Raw genomic sequence first — 18,265 nt, 5'->3', positions numbered from 1 at the left:
AAGCTTTTCCCGCCGCGGTCTTTCAGAGGCTGCCCGGAATCCATAACGCAGAAAACCCCCGCACCATACGGTGCGGGGGTTTTCCCAAAAATTGTTCGGCGGTGTCCTACTCTCCCACAGGGTCCCCCCTGCAGTACCATCGGCGCTGTGAGGCTTAGCTTCCGGGTTCGGTATGTAAACCGGGCGTTTCCCTCACGCTATGACCACCGAAACACTATGAAACAATCAACCGGAACGCCCCCCAAGGGGGCGACATGGTCGTGGTTTCAGAACCAACACAGTGAACGCGAGCATCAATGGACAAGCCCTCGGCCTATTAGTACCAGTCAACTCCACCCGTTACCAGGCTTCCATATCTGGCCTATCAACCCAGTCGTCTACTGGGAGCCTTACCCCATCAAGTGGGTGGGAGTCCTCATCTCGAAGCAGGCTTCCCGCTTAGATGCTTTCAGCGGTTATCCCTCCCGAACGTAGCCAACCAGCCATGCCCTTGGCAGAACAACTGGCACACCAGAGGTTCGTCCGTCCCGGTCCTCTCGTACTAGGGACAGCCCTTCTCAAGACTCCTACGCGCACAGCGGATAGGGACCGAACTGTCTCACGACGTTCTAAACCCAGCTCGCGTACCGCTTTAATGGGCGAACAGCCCAACCCTTGGGACCGACTCCAGCCCCAGGATGCGACGAGCCGACATCGAGGTGCCAAACCATCCCGTCGATATGGACTCTTGGGGAAGATCAGCCTGTTATCCCCGGGGTACCTTTTATCCGTTGAGCGACGGCGCTTCCACAAGCCACCGCCGGATCACTAGTCCCGACTTTCGTCCCTGCTCGACCCGTCGGTCTCACAGTCAAGCTCCCTTGTGCACTTACACTCAACACCTGATTGCCAACCAGGCTGAGGGAACCTTTGGGCGCCTCCGTTACCCTTTAGGAGGCAACCGCCCCAGTTAAACTACCCATCAGACACTGTCCCTGATCCGGATCACGGACCCAGGTTAGACATCCAGCACGACCAGACTGGTATTTCAACGACGACTCCACCCACACTGGCGTGCGAGCTTCACAGTCTCCCAGCTATCCTACACAAGCCGAACCGAACACCAATATCAAACTGTAGTAAAGGTCCCGGGGTCTTTCCGTCCTGCTGCGCGAAACGAGCATCTTTACTCGTAGTGCAATTTCACCGGGCCTATGGTTGAGACAGTCGAGAAGTCGTTACGCCATTCGTGCAGGTCGGAACTTACCCGACAAGGAATTTCGCTACCTTAGGATGGTTATAGTTACCACCGCCGTTTACTGGCGCTTAAGTTCTCAGCTTCGCCACACCGAAATGTGACTAACCGGTCCCCTTAACGTTCCAGCACCGGGCAGGCGTCAGTCCGTATACATCGCCTTACGGCTTCGCACGGACCTGTGTTTTTAGTAAACAGTCGCTTCTCGCTGGTCTCTGCGGCCACCCCCAGCTCAGAGCGCAAAGCTCATCACCAGGTGTGGCCCCCCTTCTCCCGAAGTTACGGGGGCATTTTGCCGAGTTCCTTAACCATAGTTCACCCGAACGCCTCGGTATTCTCTACCTGACCACCTGAGTCGGTTTAGGGTACGGGCCGCCATGAAACTCGCTAGAGGCTTTTCTCGACAGCATAGGATCATCCACTTCACCACAATCGGCTCGGCATCAGGTCTCACCCTGCAAGAGTGGCGGATTTGCCTACCACTCGGGCTACACCCTTACCCCGGGACAACCACCGCCCGGGATGGACTACCTTCCTGCGTCACCCCATCACTCACCTACTAACCGCTTGGTCCGGCGGCTCCACCACTTTCCATTCCCCGAAGGGTCCGGAACGGCTTCACGGCCTTAGCATCACGATGCTCGATGTTTGACGCTTCACAGCGGGTACCGGAATATCAACCGGTTATCCATCGACTACGCCTGTCGGCCTCGCCTTAGGTCCCGACTTACCCTGGGCAGATCAGCTTGACCCAGGAACCCTTAGTCAATCGGCGCAAACGTTTCTCACGTTTGTATCGCTACTCATGCCTGCATTCTCACTCGTCAACCGTCCACGACTACCTTCCAGTGCCGCTTCACCCGGCAGACGACGCTCCCCTACCCATCACAGCACCCGTTGGGGCTTATTGCTGCAATGACACGACTTCGGCGGTACGCTTGAGCCCCGCTACATTGTCGGCGCGGAATCACTAGACCAGTGAGCTATTACGCACTCTTTCAAGGGTGGCTGCTTCTAAGCCAACCTCCTGGTTGTCTGTGCGACTCCACATCCTTTCCCACTTAGCGTACGCTTAGGGGCCTTAGTCGATGCTCTGGGCTGTTTCCCTCTCGACCATGGAGCTTATCCCCCACAGTCTCACTGCCGCGCTCTCACTTACCGGCATTCGGAGTTTGGCTAAGGTCAGTAACCCGGTAGGGCCCATCGCCTATCCAGTGCTCTACCTCCGGCAAGAAACACACGACGCTGCACCTAAATGCATTTCGGGGAGAACCAGCTATCACGGAGTTTGATTGGCCTTTCACCCCTAACCACAGGTCATCCCCCAGGTTTTCAACCCTGGTGGGTTCGGTCCTCCACGAAGTCTTACCTCCGCTTCAACCTGCCCATGGCTAGATCACTCCGCTTCGGGTCTTGAGCGTGCTACTAAAACGCCCTATTCGGACTCGCTTTCGCTACGGCTTCCCCACCCGGGTTAACCTCGCAACACACCGCAAACTCGCAGGCTCATTCTTCAAAAGGCACGCAGTCACGAGAACAAGGCAAGCCTCGTTCCGACGCTCCCACGGCTTGTAGGCACACGGTTTCAGGTACTATTTCACTCCGCTCCCGCGGTACTTTTCACCATTCCCTCACGGTACTATCCGCTATCGGTCACCAGGGAATATTTAGGCTTAGCGGGTGGTCCCGCCAGATTCACACGGGATTTCTCGGGCCCCGTGCTACTTGGGTGTTTCTCAAACGAGCCGCTGATGTTTCGACTACGGGGGTCTTACCCTCTACGCCGGACCTTTCGCATGTCCTTCGCCTACATCAACGGTTTCTGACTCGTCGACCAGCCGGCAGACTGATCAAGAGAAATCCCACAACCCCGTATACGCAACCCCTGCCGGGTCTCACACGCATACGGTTTGGCCTCATCCGGTTTCGCTCGCCACTACTCCCGGAATCACGGTTGTTTTCTCTTCCTGAGGGTACTGAGATGTTTCACTTCCCCTCGTTCCCTCCACACTGCCTATGTGTTCAGCAGCGGGTGACAGCCCATGACGACTGCCGGGTTTCCCCATTCGGAAACCCCCGGATCAAAGCCTGGTTGACGACTCCCCGGGGACTATCGCGGCCTCCCACGTCCTTCATCGGTTCCTGGTGCCAAGGCATCCACCGTGCGCCCTTAAAAACTTGGCCACAGATGCTCGCGTTCACTGTGTAGTTCTCAAACAACGACCAGCCACCCATCACCCCAGACCAAAGGTCCGAGTGCACTGGGGCCGGCAACTGAGGAAGTTCGCTCCCTCAGACACCCAACAGCGTGCCCGACCAGACCTCGTCCGGTGATCATGCGTTCCACGCCCCGAAGAGCAGTACTAGCAGCCACCGGCCCGAAACATCCGACCGAGTAGTCAACGTTCCACCCATGAGCAACCAGCATCAGACATTCGCTGATGTACTGGCCTCTGACCAGGCAAGCCCGGTAAGAAGTGCTCCTTAGAAAGGAGGTGATCCAGCCGCACCTTCCGGTACGGCTACCTTGTTACGACTTCGTCCCAATCGCCAGTCCCACCTTCGACAGCTCCCTCCCACAAGGGGTTGGGCCACCGGCTTCGGGTGTTACCGACTTTCGTGACGTGACGGGCGGTGTGTACAAGGCCCGGGAACGTATTCACCGCAGCAATGCTGATCTGCGATTACTAGCGACTCCGACTTCATGGGGTCGAGTTGCAGACCCCAATCCGAACTGAGACCGGCTTTTTGAGATTCGCTCCACCTCACGGTATCGCAGCTCATTGTACCGGCCATTGTAGCACGTGTGCAGCCCAAGACATAAGGGGCATGATGACTTGACGTCGTCCCCACCTTCCTCCGAGTTGACCCCGGCGGTCTCCCGTGAGTCCCCAGCACCACAAGGGCCTGCTGGCAACACGGGACAAGGGTTGCGCTCGTTGCGGGACTTAACCCAACATCTCACGACACGAGCTGACGACAGCCATGCACCACCTGTACACCGACCACAAGGGGGGCACTATCTCTAATGCTTTCCGGTGTATGTCAAGCCTTGGTAAGGTTCTTCGCGTTGCGTCGAATTAAGCCACATGCTCCGCCGCTTGTGCGGGCCCCCGTCAATTCCTTTGAGTTTTAGCCTTGCGGCCGTACTCCCCAGGCGGGGCACTTAATGCGTTAGCTGCGGCACGGACAACGTGGAATGTTGCCCACACCTAGTGCCCACCGTTTACGGCGTGGACTACCAGGGTATCTAATCCTGTTCGCTCCCCACGCTTTCGCTCCTCAGCGTCAGTATCGGCCCAGAGATCCGCCTTCGCCACCGGTGTTCCTCCTGATATCTGCGCATTTCACCGCTACACCAGGAATTCCGATCTCCCCTACCGAACTCTAGCCTGCCCGTATCGACTGCAGACCCGGGGTTAAGCCCCGGGCTTTCACAACCGACGTGACAAGCCGCCTACGAGCTCTTTACGCCCAATAATTCCGGACAACGCTTGCGCCCTACGTATTACCGCGGCTGCTGGCACGTAGTTAGCCGGCGCTTCTTCTGCAGGTACCGTCACTTTCGCTTCTTCCCTGCTGAAAGAGGTTTACAACCCGAAGGCCGTCATCCCTCACGCGGCGTCGCTGCATCAGGCTTTCGCCCATTGTGCAATATTCCCCACTGCTGCCTCCCGTAGGAGTCTGGGCCGTGTCTCAGTCCCAGTGTGGCCGGTCGCCCTCTCAGGCCGGCTACCCGTCGTCGCCTTGGTGAGCCGTTACCTCACCAACAAGCTGATAGGCCGCGGGCTCATCCTGCACCGCCGGAGCTTTACAGCCTCCACCATGCGATGGAAGCTCATATCCGGTATTAGACCCCGTTTCCAGGGCTTGTCCCAGAGTGCAGGGCAGATTGCCCACGTGTTACTCACCCGTTCGCCACTAATCCCCTCCCGAAGGAGGTTCATCGTTCGACTTGCATGTGTTAAGCACGCCGCCAGCGTTCGTCCTGAGCCAGGATCAAACTCTCCGTGAATGTTTTCCCGTAATCGGGATGACACATCACGAGAGCGGTGCGAGAGGAGGAATAGTCCTCTCGCACACAGCGTCCTCGCTGTGTTTTTTCAAAGGAACCTCGTCCCGGTCATGATGACCGGAGACGGGGTATCAACATATCTGGCGTTGACTTTTGGCACGCTGTTGAGTTCTCAAGGAACGGTCGCTTCCTTTGTACTCACCCTCTCGGGCTTTCCTCCGGGCGCTTCCCTTCGGTCTTGCGTTTCCGACTCTATCAGATCTTTTCTCGATCCGATTTCCTCGGCGCTTTCCAGGTTCCCGCTCTCGCGTTTCCCTTTCCGGCGTTTCCGACTTTATCAGAAGTTCTTGGCCGGTCTGACCGGCCGCTCATTTCTGAGTAATCGGAGGATGTTCTCTTGAGTGCCACTCACGACTCTCTGAGGCATCAAGTAGATTCTAGCAACTGTCTGGCCACATGTCCAGTTCCAGACAACTCATTGAATCTACCTCCCCACTCCCTCCGTGTCAACGGCTCTTGCGGGGCGAAGAGGAGACTAGCAGCTCAGAGGCGGTGGATGCACATCCGGCGGGTTCAGGCGGCCGTGGGCACGGAGGCGCTGCGCTCCGTCGTCCCGAGATCGCCCGTCTCACCGGCGCGTGTCGCGCGAGCGCCGAGGACATAGACGTACGCGAGGAATGCCAGCTCGGCCGCGACTCCGATGCCGATGCGGGCCCAGGTGGGCAGGCCGGAGGGGGTGACGAAGCCTTCGATGGCACCGGAGACGAACAGGATCAGCGCGAGGCCGATCGCCATGCCGATGGCCGCCCGTCCCTCCTCCGCGAGCGCCGCCCGCCGAGTGCGCGGGCCGGGATCGATCAGCGTCCAGCCCAGGCGCAGCCCCGTGCCCGCGGCGACGAAGACGGCGGTCAGTTCGAGCAGACCGTGCGGAAGGACCAGGCCGAGGAAGGTGTCCAGGCGGCCCGCCGAGGACATGAGGCCGAAGCCCACGCCCAGGTTCAGCATGTTCTGGAAGAGGATCCAGAGGACGGGCAGACCCAGGAAGACGCCCAGGACCAGGCACATCGCCGCGGCTTGGGCGTTGTTCGTCCACACCTGGGCGGCGAAGGCGGTCGCGGGATGGCTGGAGTAGTAGGTCTCGTACTCGCCGCCCGGGCGGGTCAGGTCGCGCAGCCGGCCGGGGGCCGCGATGGACGACTGCACCTCGGGATGGGCGCCGATCCACCAGCCGAGGAGGACCGCGACGGCGGTAGACACGAGCGCCGTGGGCACCCACCAGTGGCGGGCCCGGTAGACGGCGGCCGGGAAGCCGCGGCCCAGGAAGTGCGTGACGTCCCGCCACGAGGCCCGGCGGGTGCCGGCGACGGCGCTGCGCGCGCGTGCCACGAGCCGGCTCAGCCGGCCGGTCAGCTGCGGGTCGGGAGCGCTGGACTGGATGAGGGAGAGGTGCGTGGCGGTGCGCTGGTAGAGGGCGACGAGTTCGTCCGCCTCGACGCCGGTGAGCCGGCGCCGGCGGCGCAGCAGCTCGTCGAGCCGGTCCCATTCGGCTCGGTGTACGGAGACGAAGACGTCCAGGTCCATCGGGTCTGCCTGCTCCTCGGCTGGTCGTCCACGGCTCGTCGTGGATGCTCATGCTTCCTGTCAGCTTGTCGTACTGCGGCGCGATCCGCCCTCAGCTTGGCAGACTTGCGGATCAGGGGGCGGACCAGGGAAGGACGGCGGGCGTGAGTGAGCTGGTGACCGGCGAGGCGGTGGCGCTCGAACTGCGGCCCGCGAAGCTGCCGAGCAGGGCGCTCGCCGTCTTGCTCGACCTGGCGGTGGCGATGGTCGCGTATGTCGTCGTGGTGGTGGTGCTGGTGGCGTCGACGGCGTCACTGGACGAGGCCGCGCAGGTGGCGCTGTCGATCGCGTCGTTCCTGCTGGTGCTGGTCGGCGGGCCGATAGCCGTCGAGACGCTCAGCCATGGGCGTTCGCTGGGGAAGCTGGCGTTCGGGCTGCGGGTGGTCCGGGACGACGGCGGTCCGATCCGGTTCCGGCACGCTTTGGTGCGGGGCGCGATCGGGGTGGTCGAGATCCTGATGACACTCGGCGTGGTGGCCTGCATCGCCTCGCTGGTGTCGGCGCGGGGACGGCGGCTCGGCGATGTGTTCGCGGGGACGCTGGTCGTACGCGAGCGGATACCCGCCGGGCGGGCCGGGTTCGTGCCGCCGCCGCCTCCGTGGCTCGCGGGGCGGTTCGCCGGGCTGGACCTGTCGGCGGTGCCGGACGGGCTGTGGCTTGCCGTCCGGCAGTACCTGACCCGGATGCCGCAGCTCGATCCGCGGGTGTCGGCGGACATGGCGCAGCGGCTGGCGGCCGACCTGGCGGGGCGTACGGGTGCTCCGGTGCCGCCGGATCTGCCTCCGGCCGCCTTCCTCGCGGCCGTGCTGCACGAGCGGCAGTCCCGTGAGGCCCGGCGGGTGTTCGCCGGCCGTGGCCCGGCGGCCGGTGGCGGTGGTCCGGTCGCCGGCGGGTTCGCGTCGCCGGCGGGACAGCCGGGAGCGCCGACCGCTCATCGACCTCCGCTCTCGCAGGAGGACCGGCAGGCTCGGCTCTCACCGTACGAGGGCCCGGAGCAGGTCCAGGGGTCGGTGCGGCCCGACGGCTCGTATCGGTCCGGGTCCTTCTCGCCCGCGCCGGATGCCCCTCCGGCGCCGCGCCGCGACGAGCCGCCGGCCGGCCGGCCGGGCACCGGGTTCGTGCCGCCCGTATAGGCGGGCCGCGGCCCGTGGTGCCCGCCGGGCCCGCGGCGGGTGTGTCAGTCGAAGCGCGACGGCGGTGACTGAAGGTCTTCCAGCTCGATGCCGGGCGCGGCCAGGACGACGTCGCCGGCGAGGTGGACGGTGTGCTGTTCGCCGGTGTCCAGGGCTGTGACCTGGTATTCGTCCACGGTCAGGGGGCCGTTGTCAGTGGCGTGTGCTTCGCTGTTCACCAGGGCCCAGGACTGGTCCACGGTGCGGGGGGCGAGCACGGGGTCGGTGAAGGCCACGAGGCGTACGCGGGTCGCGGCGGACGGGGGGGTGAGGCGCAGGAGCCGGGCGATGGCGACGAGGAACGCGGGGGAGGTGCCGGTGAAGGCGTGGGCCCGCACATTGCCTTCGGTGGCATGGAGGCCGGTGGGGTCGGTGCGGACCCAGGTGACGCCGTCGAGGGCCGCACCGCGCACCTGCCAGTCACCGGCGTGCAGTTCGAGGCGGAGGGGACGGCCGAGGTCGTCCAGCGCGAGGTCGACCGAGCCGCGGTGCTCGCCGGCGGGACCGGTCAGCCGGGATACATAGCGCCAGCCGGAGGGGCCGGGGGCGCATTGGAAGTGCTCTTCTGCGAGGGGGGTGTGATCGTGCGGATCGTGGAGCGAATAACGGCCGCGGGGCATGGGGGTCCTGGGTCTTGACGGGCGGGTCCGGCCGGAGGTCATGGGCCGGGGCCAAAGGGGCAGGCCCCCGGCACGGGGGTGCGGGGGCCTGCCTCGGAGTACCTGCTGCCGGGGGGGTGCGCCGGTGCGCCGGCGCACTCCCCCGGCGGTCGGGACCAGGGGATCTACGGCTCAGTAGCGGTAGTGGTCCGGCTTGTACGGGCCGTCGACGTCCACACCGATGTACGCCGCCTGCTCCGGGCGCAGCGTGGTCAGCTTGACGCCGAGGGCGTCGAGGTGGAGGCGGGCGACCTTCTCGTCGAGGTGCTTGGGCAGCGTGTACACGCCGATCGGGTACGCGTCGGGCTTGGTGAACAGCTCGATCTGGGCCAGGGTCTGGTCCGCGAAGGAGTTGGACATCACGAACGACGGATGACCGGTGGCGTTGCCCAGGTTCAGCAGACGGCCCTCGGACAGCACGATGATCTTCTTGCCGTCCGGGAAGGTCCAGGTGTGGACCTGCGGCTTGACCTCGTCCTTGACGATGCCGGGCACCCGGGCCAGACCCGCCATGTCGATCTCGTTGTCGAAGTGGCCGATGTTCCCCACGATCGCCTGGTGCTTCATCCTGGCCATGTCCGAGGCCATGATGATGTCCTTGTTCCCGGTCGTGGTGATGAAGATGTCGGCCGTCTCCACGACCTCCTCCAGCGTCGTCACCTGGTAACCGTCCATCGCCGCCTGCAACGCGCAGATCGGGTCGATCTCGGTCACGATCACCCGCGCACCCTGCCCGCGCAGCGACTCCGCACAGCCCTTGCCCACATCACCGTAACCGCACACCACGGCCGTCTTGCCGCCGATCAGCACATCGGTGGCACGGTTGATACCGTCGACCAGCGAGTGACGGCAGCCGTACTTGTTGTCGAACTTCGACTTCGTCACGGCGTCGTTGACGTTGATCGCCGGGAAGAGCAGCGAACCCTCACGCTGCATCTCGTACAGGCGGTGCACACCCGTCGTGGTCTCCTCGGTCACCCCGCGGATCTCCGACGCCAGCTGCGTCCACTTCTGCGAACCGCCCGAGATCGTGCGGTGCAGCAGCTGAAGGATCACCCGGTGCTCGTCGGACTCCGCACTCTCCAGCGCGGGAACCTCACCGGCCTTCTCGTACTCCACACCCTTGTGCACCAGCAGCGTGGCGTCACCACCGTCGTCCAGAATCATGTTCGGACCACCCGTGGGGCTGTCCGGCCAGGTCAGCGCCTGCTCCGTGCACCACCAGTACTCCTCCAGCGTCTCGCCCTTCCAGGCGAACACCGGCACACCCCGCGGATCGTCCGGCGTGCCCTCGGGCCCCACCGCGATCGCGGCCGCCGCGTGGTCCTGGGTGGAGAAGATGTTGCAGGACGCCCAGCGCACCCGCGCGCCCAGAGCGACCAGGGTCTCGATCAGCACGGCCGTCTGCACCGTCATGTGCAGCGAACCCGTGATCCGCGCACCGGCCAGCGGCTGCGCCTCGGCATACTCCCTGCGGATCGCCATCAGACCGGGCATCTCATGCTCGGCGAGGCTGATCTCCTTACGGCCGAACTCGGCCAGCGAAAGATCGGCGACCTTGAAGTCCTGTCGGTTGTCGACAGTCGTCATTACGAGCTGCTCCTCGGGGTTGGGGCGAGGTGGGTACGGCTGGTCTGCGCGGCGGCGGACACAGGAGTGCCCGAGAAAGGGCACAGGCATGCCCGCGTGCGCGCAGCGCAGTCCGTCGGAGGCCCTCTCTCCCTCGGCCGGCCCGTGCGGGCCGCCCGACCGCCATCAGCAGCGACGTCTGGCTCCGTCCCAAGCTACACCGGACGACCGGGTCGTCCCCAGTCCGCGTTCGGATTCGTCGCGTCTTCCCGAGGTCGGCCGGGTGCGGTTCCGCAGGCGCATGGAGGCATGGGCGGGTGTGTGGAAACCGTGGAGCCGGGGCCGACAGACCGGCGCGAACCGGGATGTACGCGCCTTCGGGGCGCGGTCGGTGTGGAGGACGCGGCGCCGCACGGTGGGCCGGTCGTGGCGGTGCTGGGCGCGGTGAGCGGGGTGCCGGTGTTCTTCGTGGCCGTGGCGGCCGACACGGTGGTGACGGCGCTGGCGACGGTGGCCCTGGTGGATGCGAGCGGGCGCCGGAGGCGTACGGAGACCGCCGGGGCCGGTGGCCCGGTCGCCTTGGAGGTCACGGTGGCGGACACCGCCGTGGGGCGGGCGGGTGTCCGTGCGGGCGCGCCGCACGGGACGGCGGCGGAGGCGGGCGGCGGGCCCGAGGTGCTGTCCGGGTATCTGAGCGGGCGGACGGTGCGGGAGGCGCTCGGGGCGGCGGAGAAGGAGGCCGCGATCCGGGAGATGGCCGAGCTGCCGGCGCGCAGTGGCCGGGTGGCCGATGTGGCGGAGCTGGTGGCGGCCGCGCTGCGGCGCGAGGAGCAGGGGACCACCGGGCTCGGTGAGGAGATCGCGATCCCGCATGCCAAGACGGACGCGGTGACGGCGCCGGTCGTCGGGTTCGCGCGGTCGGCGGAGGGGGTGGAGTGGGGGTCGCCGGACGGTACGAAGGCCCGGCTGATCTTCATGATCGCCGTACCGGAGGCCGTCGCGGGCTTCGCTGTCCCGCAAGCCGATGGACGGCGCGTGCCGGGAGCGACTGCTCGCGGCACCGGACGAGCGGGGGGTGCTGGAAATGCCGGCGGAGGTGGGCTGAGCCGGCGCCGCCGGGAGCGGCCGGCGGCGCCGGCTCCGGCCGCCCTGTCCGGAGCCGGGCCGTCCCGCTCGGGCCGACGTACAGGCCGTTCGCGGAAGGCCGCTATGCTCCGCGCCGCGGACGGGCCGCGTGGGGAGGGCGGGAGATGGCGGGCAGAGGGCGGGGACTGGGGATCGCGGCGCTCGTGGTGGGGCTGCTGGGCGTGGTGCTGGCCGGCGGTGCCTGGCTGTACGGGCGCGGCGCGTACGGCACGGGCACCCTGTCGAGTTCGAGCATGGAGCCGACGTACCACCGGGGTGACCGGATCGTCTGGGAGCGGGTGGACGGGAGCGAGGTGCGGCGCGGTGACGTCGTGATGCTCTCGATGCCCGGGCGCTACGGGAGCAGTGGTGTCGTCATGCAACGGGTGATCGGTGTGGGCGGCGACCGCGTGGCGTGCTGCACGACCGCCGGCACCGAGGTGCGGATCACCGTGAACGGCAGGCCGGTCACCGAACCGTATGTGGAGGAGGGCGACGCCGACGGTGTGAACCGGCCGTACGACGTGAAGGTGCCCGAGGGCCGGCTCTTCCTCCTGGGCGACCACCGCTCCAACGCGCGGGATTCCCGTTTCTTCGCCTCGGACCACGACGGGACCGTTCCCGTGGACGCCGTGCGGGGACGGGTGACGGATGGCCGCAGGGGCCCGGCGCTGCTGGGGACGGGCCTGCTGGCCGGCGGGGCGCTGGTGCTCGTCGGCGGCGGGCTGGGGATCGGCTTCCTGGTGGTGCGGCGGCGGGCGGCGGCGGTGCCGTCGGTGGCCTGGCCGGTGCGGCAACGCTGAGGCCGGCCGCCGTACCGGGTGTCAGTGGCCGGCGGGACGCGGGTTCGGGCCACCCGGGGTGGCTTCCGGGTCCGGGCCCTTGGCGGCCTCGGCCTCGCTGTAGATGTCCGGTTCGAGGTAGATGACGCGGGCGATGGGGACGGCGGCGCGGATGCGGGCCTCGGCGGCGTCTATGGCGGTGGCGATCTCGGTGGCCGTGTCGTCGTGCCGGACCGCGATCTTGGCGGCGACCAGCAGCTCTTCGGGACCGAGGTGCAGCGTGCGCATGTGGATGATGCGGGTGACCGTGTCGCCGTCGACGATCGCGCCCTCGATCTTCCTGACGTCCTCGGCGCCCGCGGCCTCGCCGAGCAGCAGCGACTTGGTCTCGGCGGCGAGGACCAGGGCGATCAGGACGAGCAGGATGCCGATGCAGAGGGTGCCGACGCCGTCCCAGACGCCGTCGCCGGTGAGCAGGGAGAGACCGACGCCGCCGAGGGCGAGGACCAGACCGATGAGCGCACCGAAGTCCTCCAGGAGGACGACGGGCAGCTCGGGTGCCTTGGCGCGGCGGATGAACTCCTTCCAGGAGAGCTTGCCGCGCGATTCGTTGGACTCCTTGATGGCCGTGCGGAAGGAGAAGCCCTCGGCGAGGATCGCGAAGACCAGGACGCCGACCGGCCAGTACCAGTTCTCCAGGTCGTGCGGGTGGCGGATCTTCTCGTAACCCTCGTAGACGGCGAACATGCCGCCGATGGAGAAGAGGACGATCGAGACCAGGAAGGCGTAGATGAACCGCTCGCGGCCGTAGCCGAAGGGGTGCTGCGGGGTGGCCTGGCGCTGTGCCTTCTTGCCGCCGACGAGCAGCAGGAACTGGTTGCCGGAGTCGGCGAGCGAGTGGACACCCTCGGCGAGCATGGAGGAGGAGCCGCTGAACGCGAACGCCACGAACTTCGATGCCGCGATCGCGAGATTGGCGCCGAGTGCCGCCACGATCGCCTTCGTACCGCCTGACGCGCTCATGTGTTCGCGTTGTCCCTTCGCCTCTGTCGGCCTCGTGGGTCCGTCCGGACGGATGCCCGGCTTTGCCCGGCCTTTGCCGGTGGGCCATTCTTACAGCCCGGCCGGGCACCGCCGTGTCAGGTATCCACAGCCCCGGTCAGATGATCGACCGTCTACCCACCACTCCGGTCATACGATCACCGTGGCGCGGAAGACCGTGCCCGCGCCCGAGACCTCCGCCTTCTCTCCGGCCGGGACGAAGACCGACCGGCCGGGACGCAGCTCGTACTCGCCGGCCCGGACGGTGCCGGCCGTGCAGAGCAGGATCTGCGGGGTGTCGCGGGTGAGGTCGTGGGCGGTGCCGGCCTCGGGCAGGACGTAGCGCGAGAGCCGGAACTCGTCGATCGGCGTCTCGTAGACCTCCTCGCCGTCCGGGGACGCCTCGGGGCGCAGCACACCCGGGTCGCTCGGCTCGAAGCGGACGATCCGCAGCAGCTCGGGGACGTCGACGTGCTTGGGGGTCAGACCGCAGCGCAGGACGTTGTCGGAGTTGGCCATGATCTCCACTCCGAGGCCGCCGAGGTAGGCGTGCGGGACGCCGGCGCCGAGGTACAGGGCCTCGCCCGGCTGCAGCCGGATGTGGTTGAGGAGCATGGCCGCGATCACGCCGGGGTCGCCGGGGTAGTGGTGGGCGATGTCGGCGTAGGGGGCGTAGGCGTCGCCGAGGCGGACGCAGGCGGCGGTGGCCTCGGCGACCGTCCGGGCCGTCTCCCGCGGGTCGGCGGTGAGGACCGCGGTGAGGACCTCGCGCAGGGCCGCGTCCTCGGGATGGGCGTGCAGCAGGTCGACGTACGGCTTGAGGGAGTCGACGCCGAGCCCGTCGAGCAGACCGGCGGCCTCGACGGGGGCGCGGAAGCCGCACAGGCCGTCGAACTCGGTGAGGGCGCAGATCAGCTCGGGCTTGTGGTTGGCGTCCTTGTAGTTGCGGTGCGGAGCGTCGACCGGGACACCACGCCGCTCCTCCTCCGCGTACCCCTCCCTGGCCTGTTCCAGGTCCGGGTGCACCTGGAGGGACAGCGGCGCGCCGGCGGCGAGGATCTTGAGCAGGAACGGCAGCCGGGGGCCGAACCTGGCGACCGCGCCGGCGCCGAGTTCCCGCTCCGGGTCGGCCTCGACGACCTCGGCGAGGGTGCCGCGCGGGGTGCGCGACGGGGCGCCGGGGTGCGCGCCCATCCACATCTCCGCCTGGGGTTCGCCGGTCGGTTCGACGCCCAGCAGCTGCGGGATGGCGGTGGCAGAACCCCAGGCGTAGGGGCGGATGGTGTTGTCGAGGCGGTCCATGTGTCTTCTCTGTCTCCGTACGTGCGCTGCCCGGACGGCGCCGTCGCTCCCGCGCCGGGCGCCGCCGGGTCTGCCCGCGCCGCCGGCGGACGTGTGCGGGCGGTCGGTGGGCGTGGGCGGTGGGCCGGATGCCAGATCAGGCCCCCGAAGCGAGCGCCAGGTAAACGGCGGCGAAATCCGTGACGGCGATCAGTTCCGCGAGGGTCTCCAGTTCGCCGCCCTCCTCCGGTTCGAGTTCGCTGATCGGCGTGTCGTGGTCGAGGGCCACGTCACGGGCGGCGGGGGCGGCGGTGAGGCCGCCGATCGGGCGGTCGCGCAGCAGCACCACGCGCGCGTGCAGCGCGGGCGGCTCCGCCACGCGGTCGCGGAAGAAGTCGTCCGGGTCGGCGCTGGCGGCGAGCGGGCCGGCCAGCAGGGCACTGTGCGCGGCGAGCGCCTCGGGCAGTTCGGCGACCAGGGCCGGGCGGCCGGCGAGTTCGGCGAGTGCGGCGGCGAACCGGCGGCCCGCCGGACCGGCCGAGGTGCCCTCCGTCCACACCACGGGCAGCGCGTCGGCCAGCTCGGCGGCGAGCGTCTTGGCCGGGTTGCTGTAGGTGGCGATGGCGGGTCCGCAGCGCTCGGCGATGTGGTCCAGGCGGTCGGCGACCTTCTCCAGGGCCTCGGGCGGGGCGTCGATCAGGCCGACCCGGTCCAGGAGCGCCAGCAGCGGGGTCAGCAGCGCCCAGAGCACTCCGGGCGAGGACGCGGCGAGCGGTTCCTCCCGGTCGTACGGGGCCGTCTCCATCGGCAGGAACAGGCCGTGCGCCCCGGCGATCGCCTCGGCGAGCGGGGTCTGGGGCGGGGCGACGCCGACGACCGAGCAGCCGCGGCGGTAGGCCTGTTCGGCGAGGAGGGACAGGCTCGGTTCGGTGCCGTCCGGAGTGGCGATCAGCAGCAGGTCCACGGAGCCGGCCCAGCCCGGCAGCTCCCAGCGCAGGGCGCCCGCGGCCGGGGCGACGCCGGCCGGGGCGAGCCGGACGACGGGGCTGCCGGGGCCGGCCAGCGTGCCGAGCAGGTCGGCGGTGTGGGTGGCGGCGGCACCGGGGCCCGCGATGAGGACCGCGCGGGGACGGCCGTCGGGTTTCAGGCCGCCGATACCGGCTTCGGCGGCGTTCCGGGCGGCGGTGCGGACGCGGGCGCCGGCCTCCGCCGCGCCGCGCAGCAGACCCCGGTGATCGGCCTCGGCGAGGCCCTGCGGGGTGTCGAGCAGCGATTCGTCCAGCATGGGCGGCAGCCTCCGGTCGCCGGGGATCCTGGGGTGCTACGAGGTGACGGGCGCCGTCACGCGGGGCCGGTGGTCGGACCGGCGGTGACGTGCCTCGTCAGGCGGGGCGGCGGGCCTCGTCGACCAGCAGGACGGGGATGCCGTCGCGGACCGGGTAGGCGAGGCCGCAGTCCGGTCCGGTGCAGATCAGCTCGGCGTCCTGTTCCTTCAGGGGGGCGTGGCAGGCCGGGCAGGCGAGGATCTCCAGGAGGCCGGCTTCGAGCGCCATGGGGTGTCCCTTCGGGGCGGGTGTGTGTCGGTGGATATGCGCGGTCAGCGTACCGCCGTCGGGCGGACCGCTCAGCCCCTGATGATCGCCAGGGCCTCGTCGCGGATCTTGGTCATCGTCGCCTCGTCCTTCGCCTCGGCGTTCAGGCGGAGCAGCGGCTCGGTGTTGGAGGGGCGGACGTTGAACCACCAGTCGGCGGCGGCGACCGTGAGGCCGTCGAGGTCGTCGAGGGTGACGTCGGCGCGGCCCTCGTACGCGGCGCGGATCGCGGCGAGGCGCGCGGACTGGTCGGCGACGGTGGAGTTGATCTCGCCGGAGCCGCGGTAGCGGTCGTACTGCGCGACCAGGGCGGACAGCGGGCCGTCCTGGCCGCCGAGGGCCGCGAGGACGTGCAGGGCGGCCAGCATGCCGGTGTCGGCGTTCCAGAAGTCCTTGAAGTAGTAGTGCGCCGAGTGCTCGCCGCCGAAGATGGCGCCGGTACGGGCCATCTCGGCCTTGATGAAGGAGTGGCCGACCCGGGTGCGGGCCGGGGTGCCGCCGTTCTCCCGCACGACCTCCGGGACCGTGCGGGAGGTGATCAGATTGTGGATGACGGTGCCCTTGCCGCCGTTGCGGGCCAGTTCGCGGGCGGCGACCAGCGCGGTGATCGCGGACGGGGAGACGGGGTCGCCGTTCTCGTCCACGACGAAGCAGCGGTCGGCGTCGCCGTCGAAGGCGATGCCGAGGTCGGCGCCCTCCGCCGGGACCCGCTTTCGCAGGTCCACGAGGTTGGCCGGGTCGAGCGGGTTGGCCTCGTGGTTCGGGAAGGTGCCGTCCAGTTCGAAGTACATCGGGACGACGGTCACGGGCAGGCCGGCGAGGACGGTGGGGACCGTGTGGCCGCCCATGCCGTTGCCGGCGTCGACCACGACCTTCAGGGGGCGGACGGAGGCGAGGTCGACCAGGGAGCGCAGGTGCGCCGCGTACTCCTGGAGCGTCTCTCGACGGGAGAGGGTTCCGGGCCGGCCGGCGGGCTTCGGGGCGCCTTCGGCGAGCCAGTGCTCGACCAGCTCGCGGATCTGGGCGAGGCCGGTGTCCTGGCCGACGGGAGCGGCGCCCGCGCGGCACATCTTGATGCCGTTGTACTGCGCCGGGTTGTGGGAGGCCGTGAACATGGCGCCCGGGAGGTTCAGCGCGCCCGAGGCGTAGTACAGCTGGTCGGTGGAGCACAAGCCGATCTCCACGACGTCCGCGCCGCGGTCCGCCGCGCCGCGCGCGAAGGCGCGGGAGAGGCCGGGGGACGAGGGGCGCATGTCGTGGCCGACGACGACGGCCGCCGCCGCTGTCACGTCCGCGAAGGCGGCGCCGAGGAGTTGGGCCAGTGCCTCGTCCCACTGGTCCGGGACCACTCCGCGCACGTCGTACGCCTTCACGATCTGTGACAGATCAGCAGTCACGGCCAACCTCCTGAAAGTCTTGTGAGTGCACAAAACTACCCGTCGGGGGACGGAGGGAGGCGTGCGGACACCGGGCGGAGGTCCCCGAACGCGCCCGGCCGGTCAGTTGTCCGGGGAACGCAGGACCCTCAGGTGGCCGCGGCGGGCGACCTCCATGGGGTCCACGGCGCGGGCTCCGCCGCCACCCGCCTCGGCCGCGCGCTGCTGCGGGCGGGCCGCCTCGCGCACGGCGTTGGCGAGGGCTTCCAGGTCGTCACCGCTGGGCCGCGCGGGCGCGGAGCCGTCGAGGAGTCGTACGACCTCCCAGCCGCGCGGCGCGGTGAGGCGCTCGGAGTGTTCGGCGCACAGGTCGTAGCAGTGGGGTTCGGCGTAGGTGGCGAGCGGGCCGAGGACCGCGGTCGAGTCGGCGTAGACGTACGTCAGCGTCGCGACGGCGGGTCGGCCGCAGGCGGTGCGCGAACAGCGACGTACAGGGCTCACGATGTTGGACGGTACCGCACTCTTGAGCGGGCCGCGACGACTCTCCACCAGGTCACTCCACCGTGTCGTGCTGTGAAACGCCCCACACACCCCTTCGAGGGACCCGGTTGACCTGCGTGGACGGGGTCACGGCGGAGGTCCGCGGGAGGAACGTCCGGTCAGGAGTCGGCACAAACACCGTCAATTGCCTTGAGTCCGGCGGTCTTGGAAAGTTACGGAAACGAGCCGGACGTTGGCCTGAATGGTCATCCTGTGACAGGGGCGGCGGGGGCCGGTTGCCGTGTGGAGCCGGACGCCC

General features: G+C 67.9%; 11 protein-coding genes, 3 rRNA genes and 1 pseudogene. 3 read left to right on the top strand and 12 right to left on the bottom strand.

Annotated features, from left to right (window positions below; genetic code table 11):
- Positions 1–93: 93 nt before the first annotated feature.
- The 4 genes from rrf to SCK26_RS23020 form a co-directional block, all read right to left on the bottom strand.
- Positions 94–211, bottom strand: a 5S ribosomal RNA gene (gene rrf, locus SCK26_RS23035).
- Between the two features lie 85 nt (positions 212–296).
- A 23S ribosomal RNA gene (locus SCK26_RS23030) occupies positions 297–3,418 on the bottom strand.
- 304 nt (positions 3,419–3,722) lie between these two features.
- A 16S ribosomal RNA gene (locus SCK26_RS23025) occupies positions 3,723–5,249 on the bottom strand.
- Together the 16S, 23S and 5S rRNA genes form the textbook arrangement of a ribosomal RNA operon.
- A 573-nt stretch (positions 5,250–5,822) precedes the next feature.
- On the bottom strand, positions 5,823–6,830 hold the full coding sequence (locus SCK26_RS23020; RefSeq protein WP_318203217.1) for a stage II sporulation protein M: 1,008 nt from the start codon (positions 6,828–6,830) through the stop codon (positions 5,823–5,825).
- A gap of 143 nt (positions 6,831–6,973) precedes the next feature.
- On the opposite strand from SCK26_RS23020, the gene SCK26_RS23015 reads away from it, so the two are divergent.
- Positions 6,974–8,002, top strand: a complete 1,029-nt coding sequence (locus SCK26_RS23015; protein WP_318203216.1) for an RDD family protein — start codon at positions 6,974–6,976, stop codon at positions 8,000–8,002.
- Between the two features lie 44 nt (positions 8,003–8,046).
- Here the strand turns inward: SCK26_RS23015 and SCK26_RS23010 are convergent, their stop codons facing one another.
- Positions 8,047–8,661: a hypothetical protein gene (locus SCK26_RS23010; protein ID WP_318203215.1), complete on the bottom strand. Its 615-nt coding sequence runs from the start codon at positions 8,659–8,661 to the stop codon at positions 8,047–8,049.
- A gap of 171 nt (positions 8,662–8,832) precedes the next feature.
- Positions 8,833–10,290: an adenosylhomocysteinase gene (gene ahcY, locus SCK26_RS23005; protein WP_318203214.1), complete on the bottom strand. Its 1,458-nt coding sequence runs from the start codon at positions 10,288–10,290 to the stop codon at positions 8,833–8,835.
- A gap of 354 nt (positions 10,291–10,644) precedes the next feature.
- Here ahcY and SCK26_RS23000 point away from each other — a divergent pair.
- A pseudogene (locus SCK26_RS23000) lies at positions 10,645–11,374 on the top strand (PTS sugar transporter subunit IIA); the annotation flags it as partial.
- A 145-nt stretch (positions 11,375–11,519) separates the two neighbouring features.
- Positions 11,520–12,197 carry a signal peptidase I gene (gene lepB, locus SCK26_RS22995; RefSeq protein ID WP_318203213.1) on the top strand — a complete coding sequence of 226 codons (678 nt, stop codon included), beginning with the start codon at positions 11,520–11,522 and terminating at the stop codon, positions 12,195–12,197.
- Positions 12,198–12,218: 21 nt separating this feature from the next.
- On the opposite strand, the gene SCK26_RS22990 is transcribed toward lepB, so the two are convergent.
- The 6 genes from SCK26_RS22990 to SCK26_RS22965 all read right to left on the bottom strand — a co-directional run bounded on the left by SCK26_RS22990 (position 12,219) and on the right by SCK26_RS22965 (position 18,015).
- Entirely contained in the window at positions 12,219–13,199 is a 981-nt protein-coding gene (locus SCK26_RS22990; protein ID WP_318203212.1) for a cation diffusion facilitator family transporter, read from the bottom strand.
- Between the two features lie 168 nt (positions 13,200–13,367).
- Positions 13,368–14,519, bottom strand: a complete 1,152-nt coding sequence (gene manA, locus SCK26_RS22985; protein WP_318203211.1) for a mannose-6-phosphate isomerase, class I — start codon at positions 14,517–14,519, stop codon at positions 13,368–13,370.
- A 136-nt stretch (positions 14,520–14,655) separates the two neighbouring features.
- Positions 14,656–15,783, bottom strand: a complete 1,128-nt coding sequence (locus SCK26_RS22980; protein WP_318203210.1) for an SIS domain-containing protein — start codon at positions 15,781–15,783, stop codon at positions 14,656–14,658.
- A 97-nt stretch (positions 15,784–15,880) separates the two neighbouring features.
- Entirely contained in the window at positions 15,881–16,051 is a 171-nt protein-coding gene (locus SCK26_RS22975) for a Trm112 family protein (protein WP_318203209.1), read from the bottom strand.
- Positions 16,052–16,122: 71 nt separating this feature from the next.
- Positions 16,123–17,487, bottom strand: a complete 1,365-nt coding sequence (locus SCK26_RS22970) for a phosphomannomutase/phosphoglucomutase (protein WP_318203208.1) — start codon at positions 17,485–17,487, stop codon at positions 16,123–16,125.
- 102 nt (positions 17,488–17,589) lie between these two features.
- On the bottom strand, positions 17,590–18,015 hold the full coding sequence (locus SCK26_RS22965; RefSeq protein ID WP_318203207.1) for a DUF3499 domain-containing protein: 426 nt from the start codon (positions 18,013–18,015) through the stop codon (positions 17,590–17,592).
- Positions 18,016–18,265: the final 250 nt, after the last annotated feature.

The sequence above is a fragment of the Streptomyces sp. SCL15-4 genome, assembly GCF_033366695.1.
Lineage (GTDB): Bacteria > Actinomycetota > Actinomycetes > Streptomycetales > Streptomycetaceae > Streptomyces.
This window is presented reverse-complemented; position numbering and strand designations above follow the sequence as displayed.

Bases quoted from the DNA above. Each gene is read 5' to 3' on its own strand.
- SCK26_RS23020 (WP_318203217.1), bottom strand. From the start codon at position 6,830: ATGGACCTGGACGTCTTCGTCTCCGTACACCGAGCCGAATGGGACCGG.
- lepB (WP_318203213.1), top strand. From the start codon at position 11,520: ATGGCGGGCAGAGGGCGGGGACTGGGGATCGCGGCGCTCGTGGTGGGG.
- SCK26_RS23010 (WP_318203215.1), bottom strand. From the start codon at position 8,661: ATGCCCCGCGGCCGTTATTCGCTCCACGATCCGCACGATCACACCCCC.
- SCK26_RS22975 (WP_318203209.1), bottom strand. From the start codon at position 16,051: ATGGCGCTCGAAGCCGGCCTCCTGGAGATCCTCGCCTGCCCGGCCTGC.
- manA (WP_318203211.1), bottom strand. From the start codon at position 14,519: ATGGACCGCCTCGACAACACCATCCGCCCCTACGCCTGGGGTTCTGCC.
- ahcY (WP_318203214.1), bottom strand. From the start codon at position 10,290: ATGACGACTGTCGACAACCGACAGGACTTCAAGGTCGCCGATCTTTCG.
- SCK26_RS22980 (WP_318203210.1), bottom strand. From the start codon at position 15,783: ATGCTGGACGAATCGCTGCTCGACACCCCGCAGGGCCTCGCCGAGGCC.
- SCK26_RS22990 (WP_318203212.1), bottom strand. From the start codon at position 13,199: ATGAGCGCGTCAGGCGGTACGAAGGCGATCGTGGCGGCACTCGGCGCC.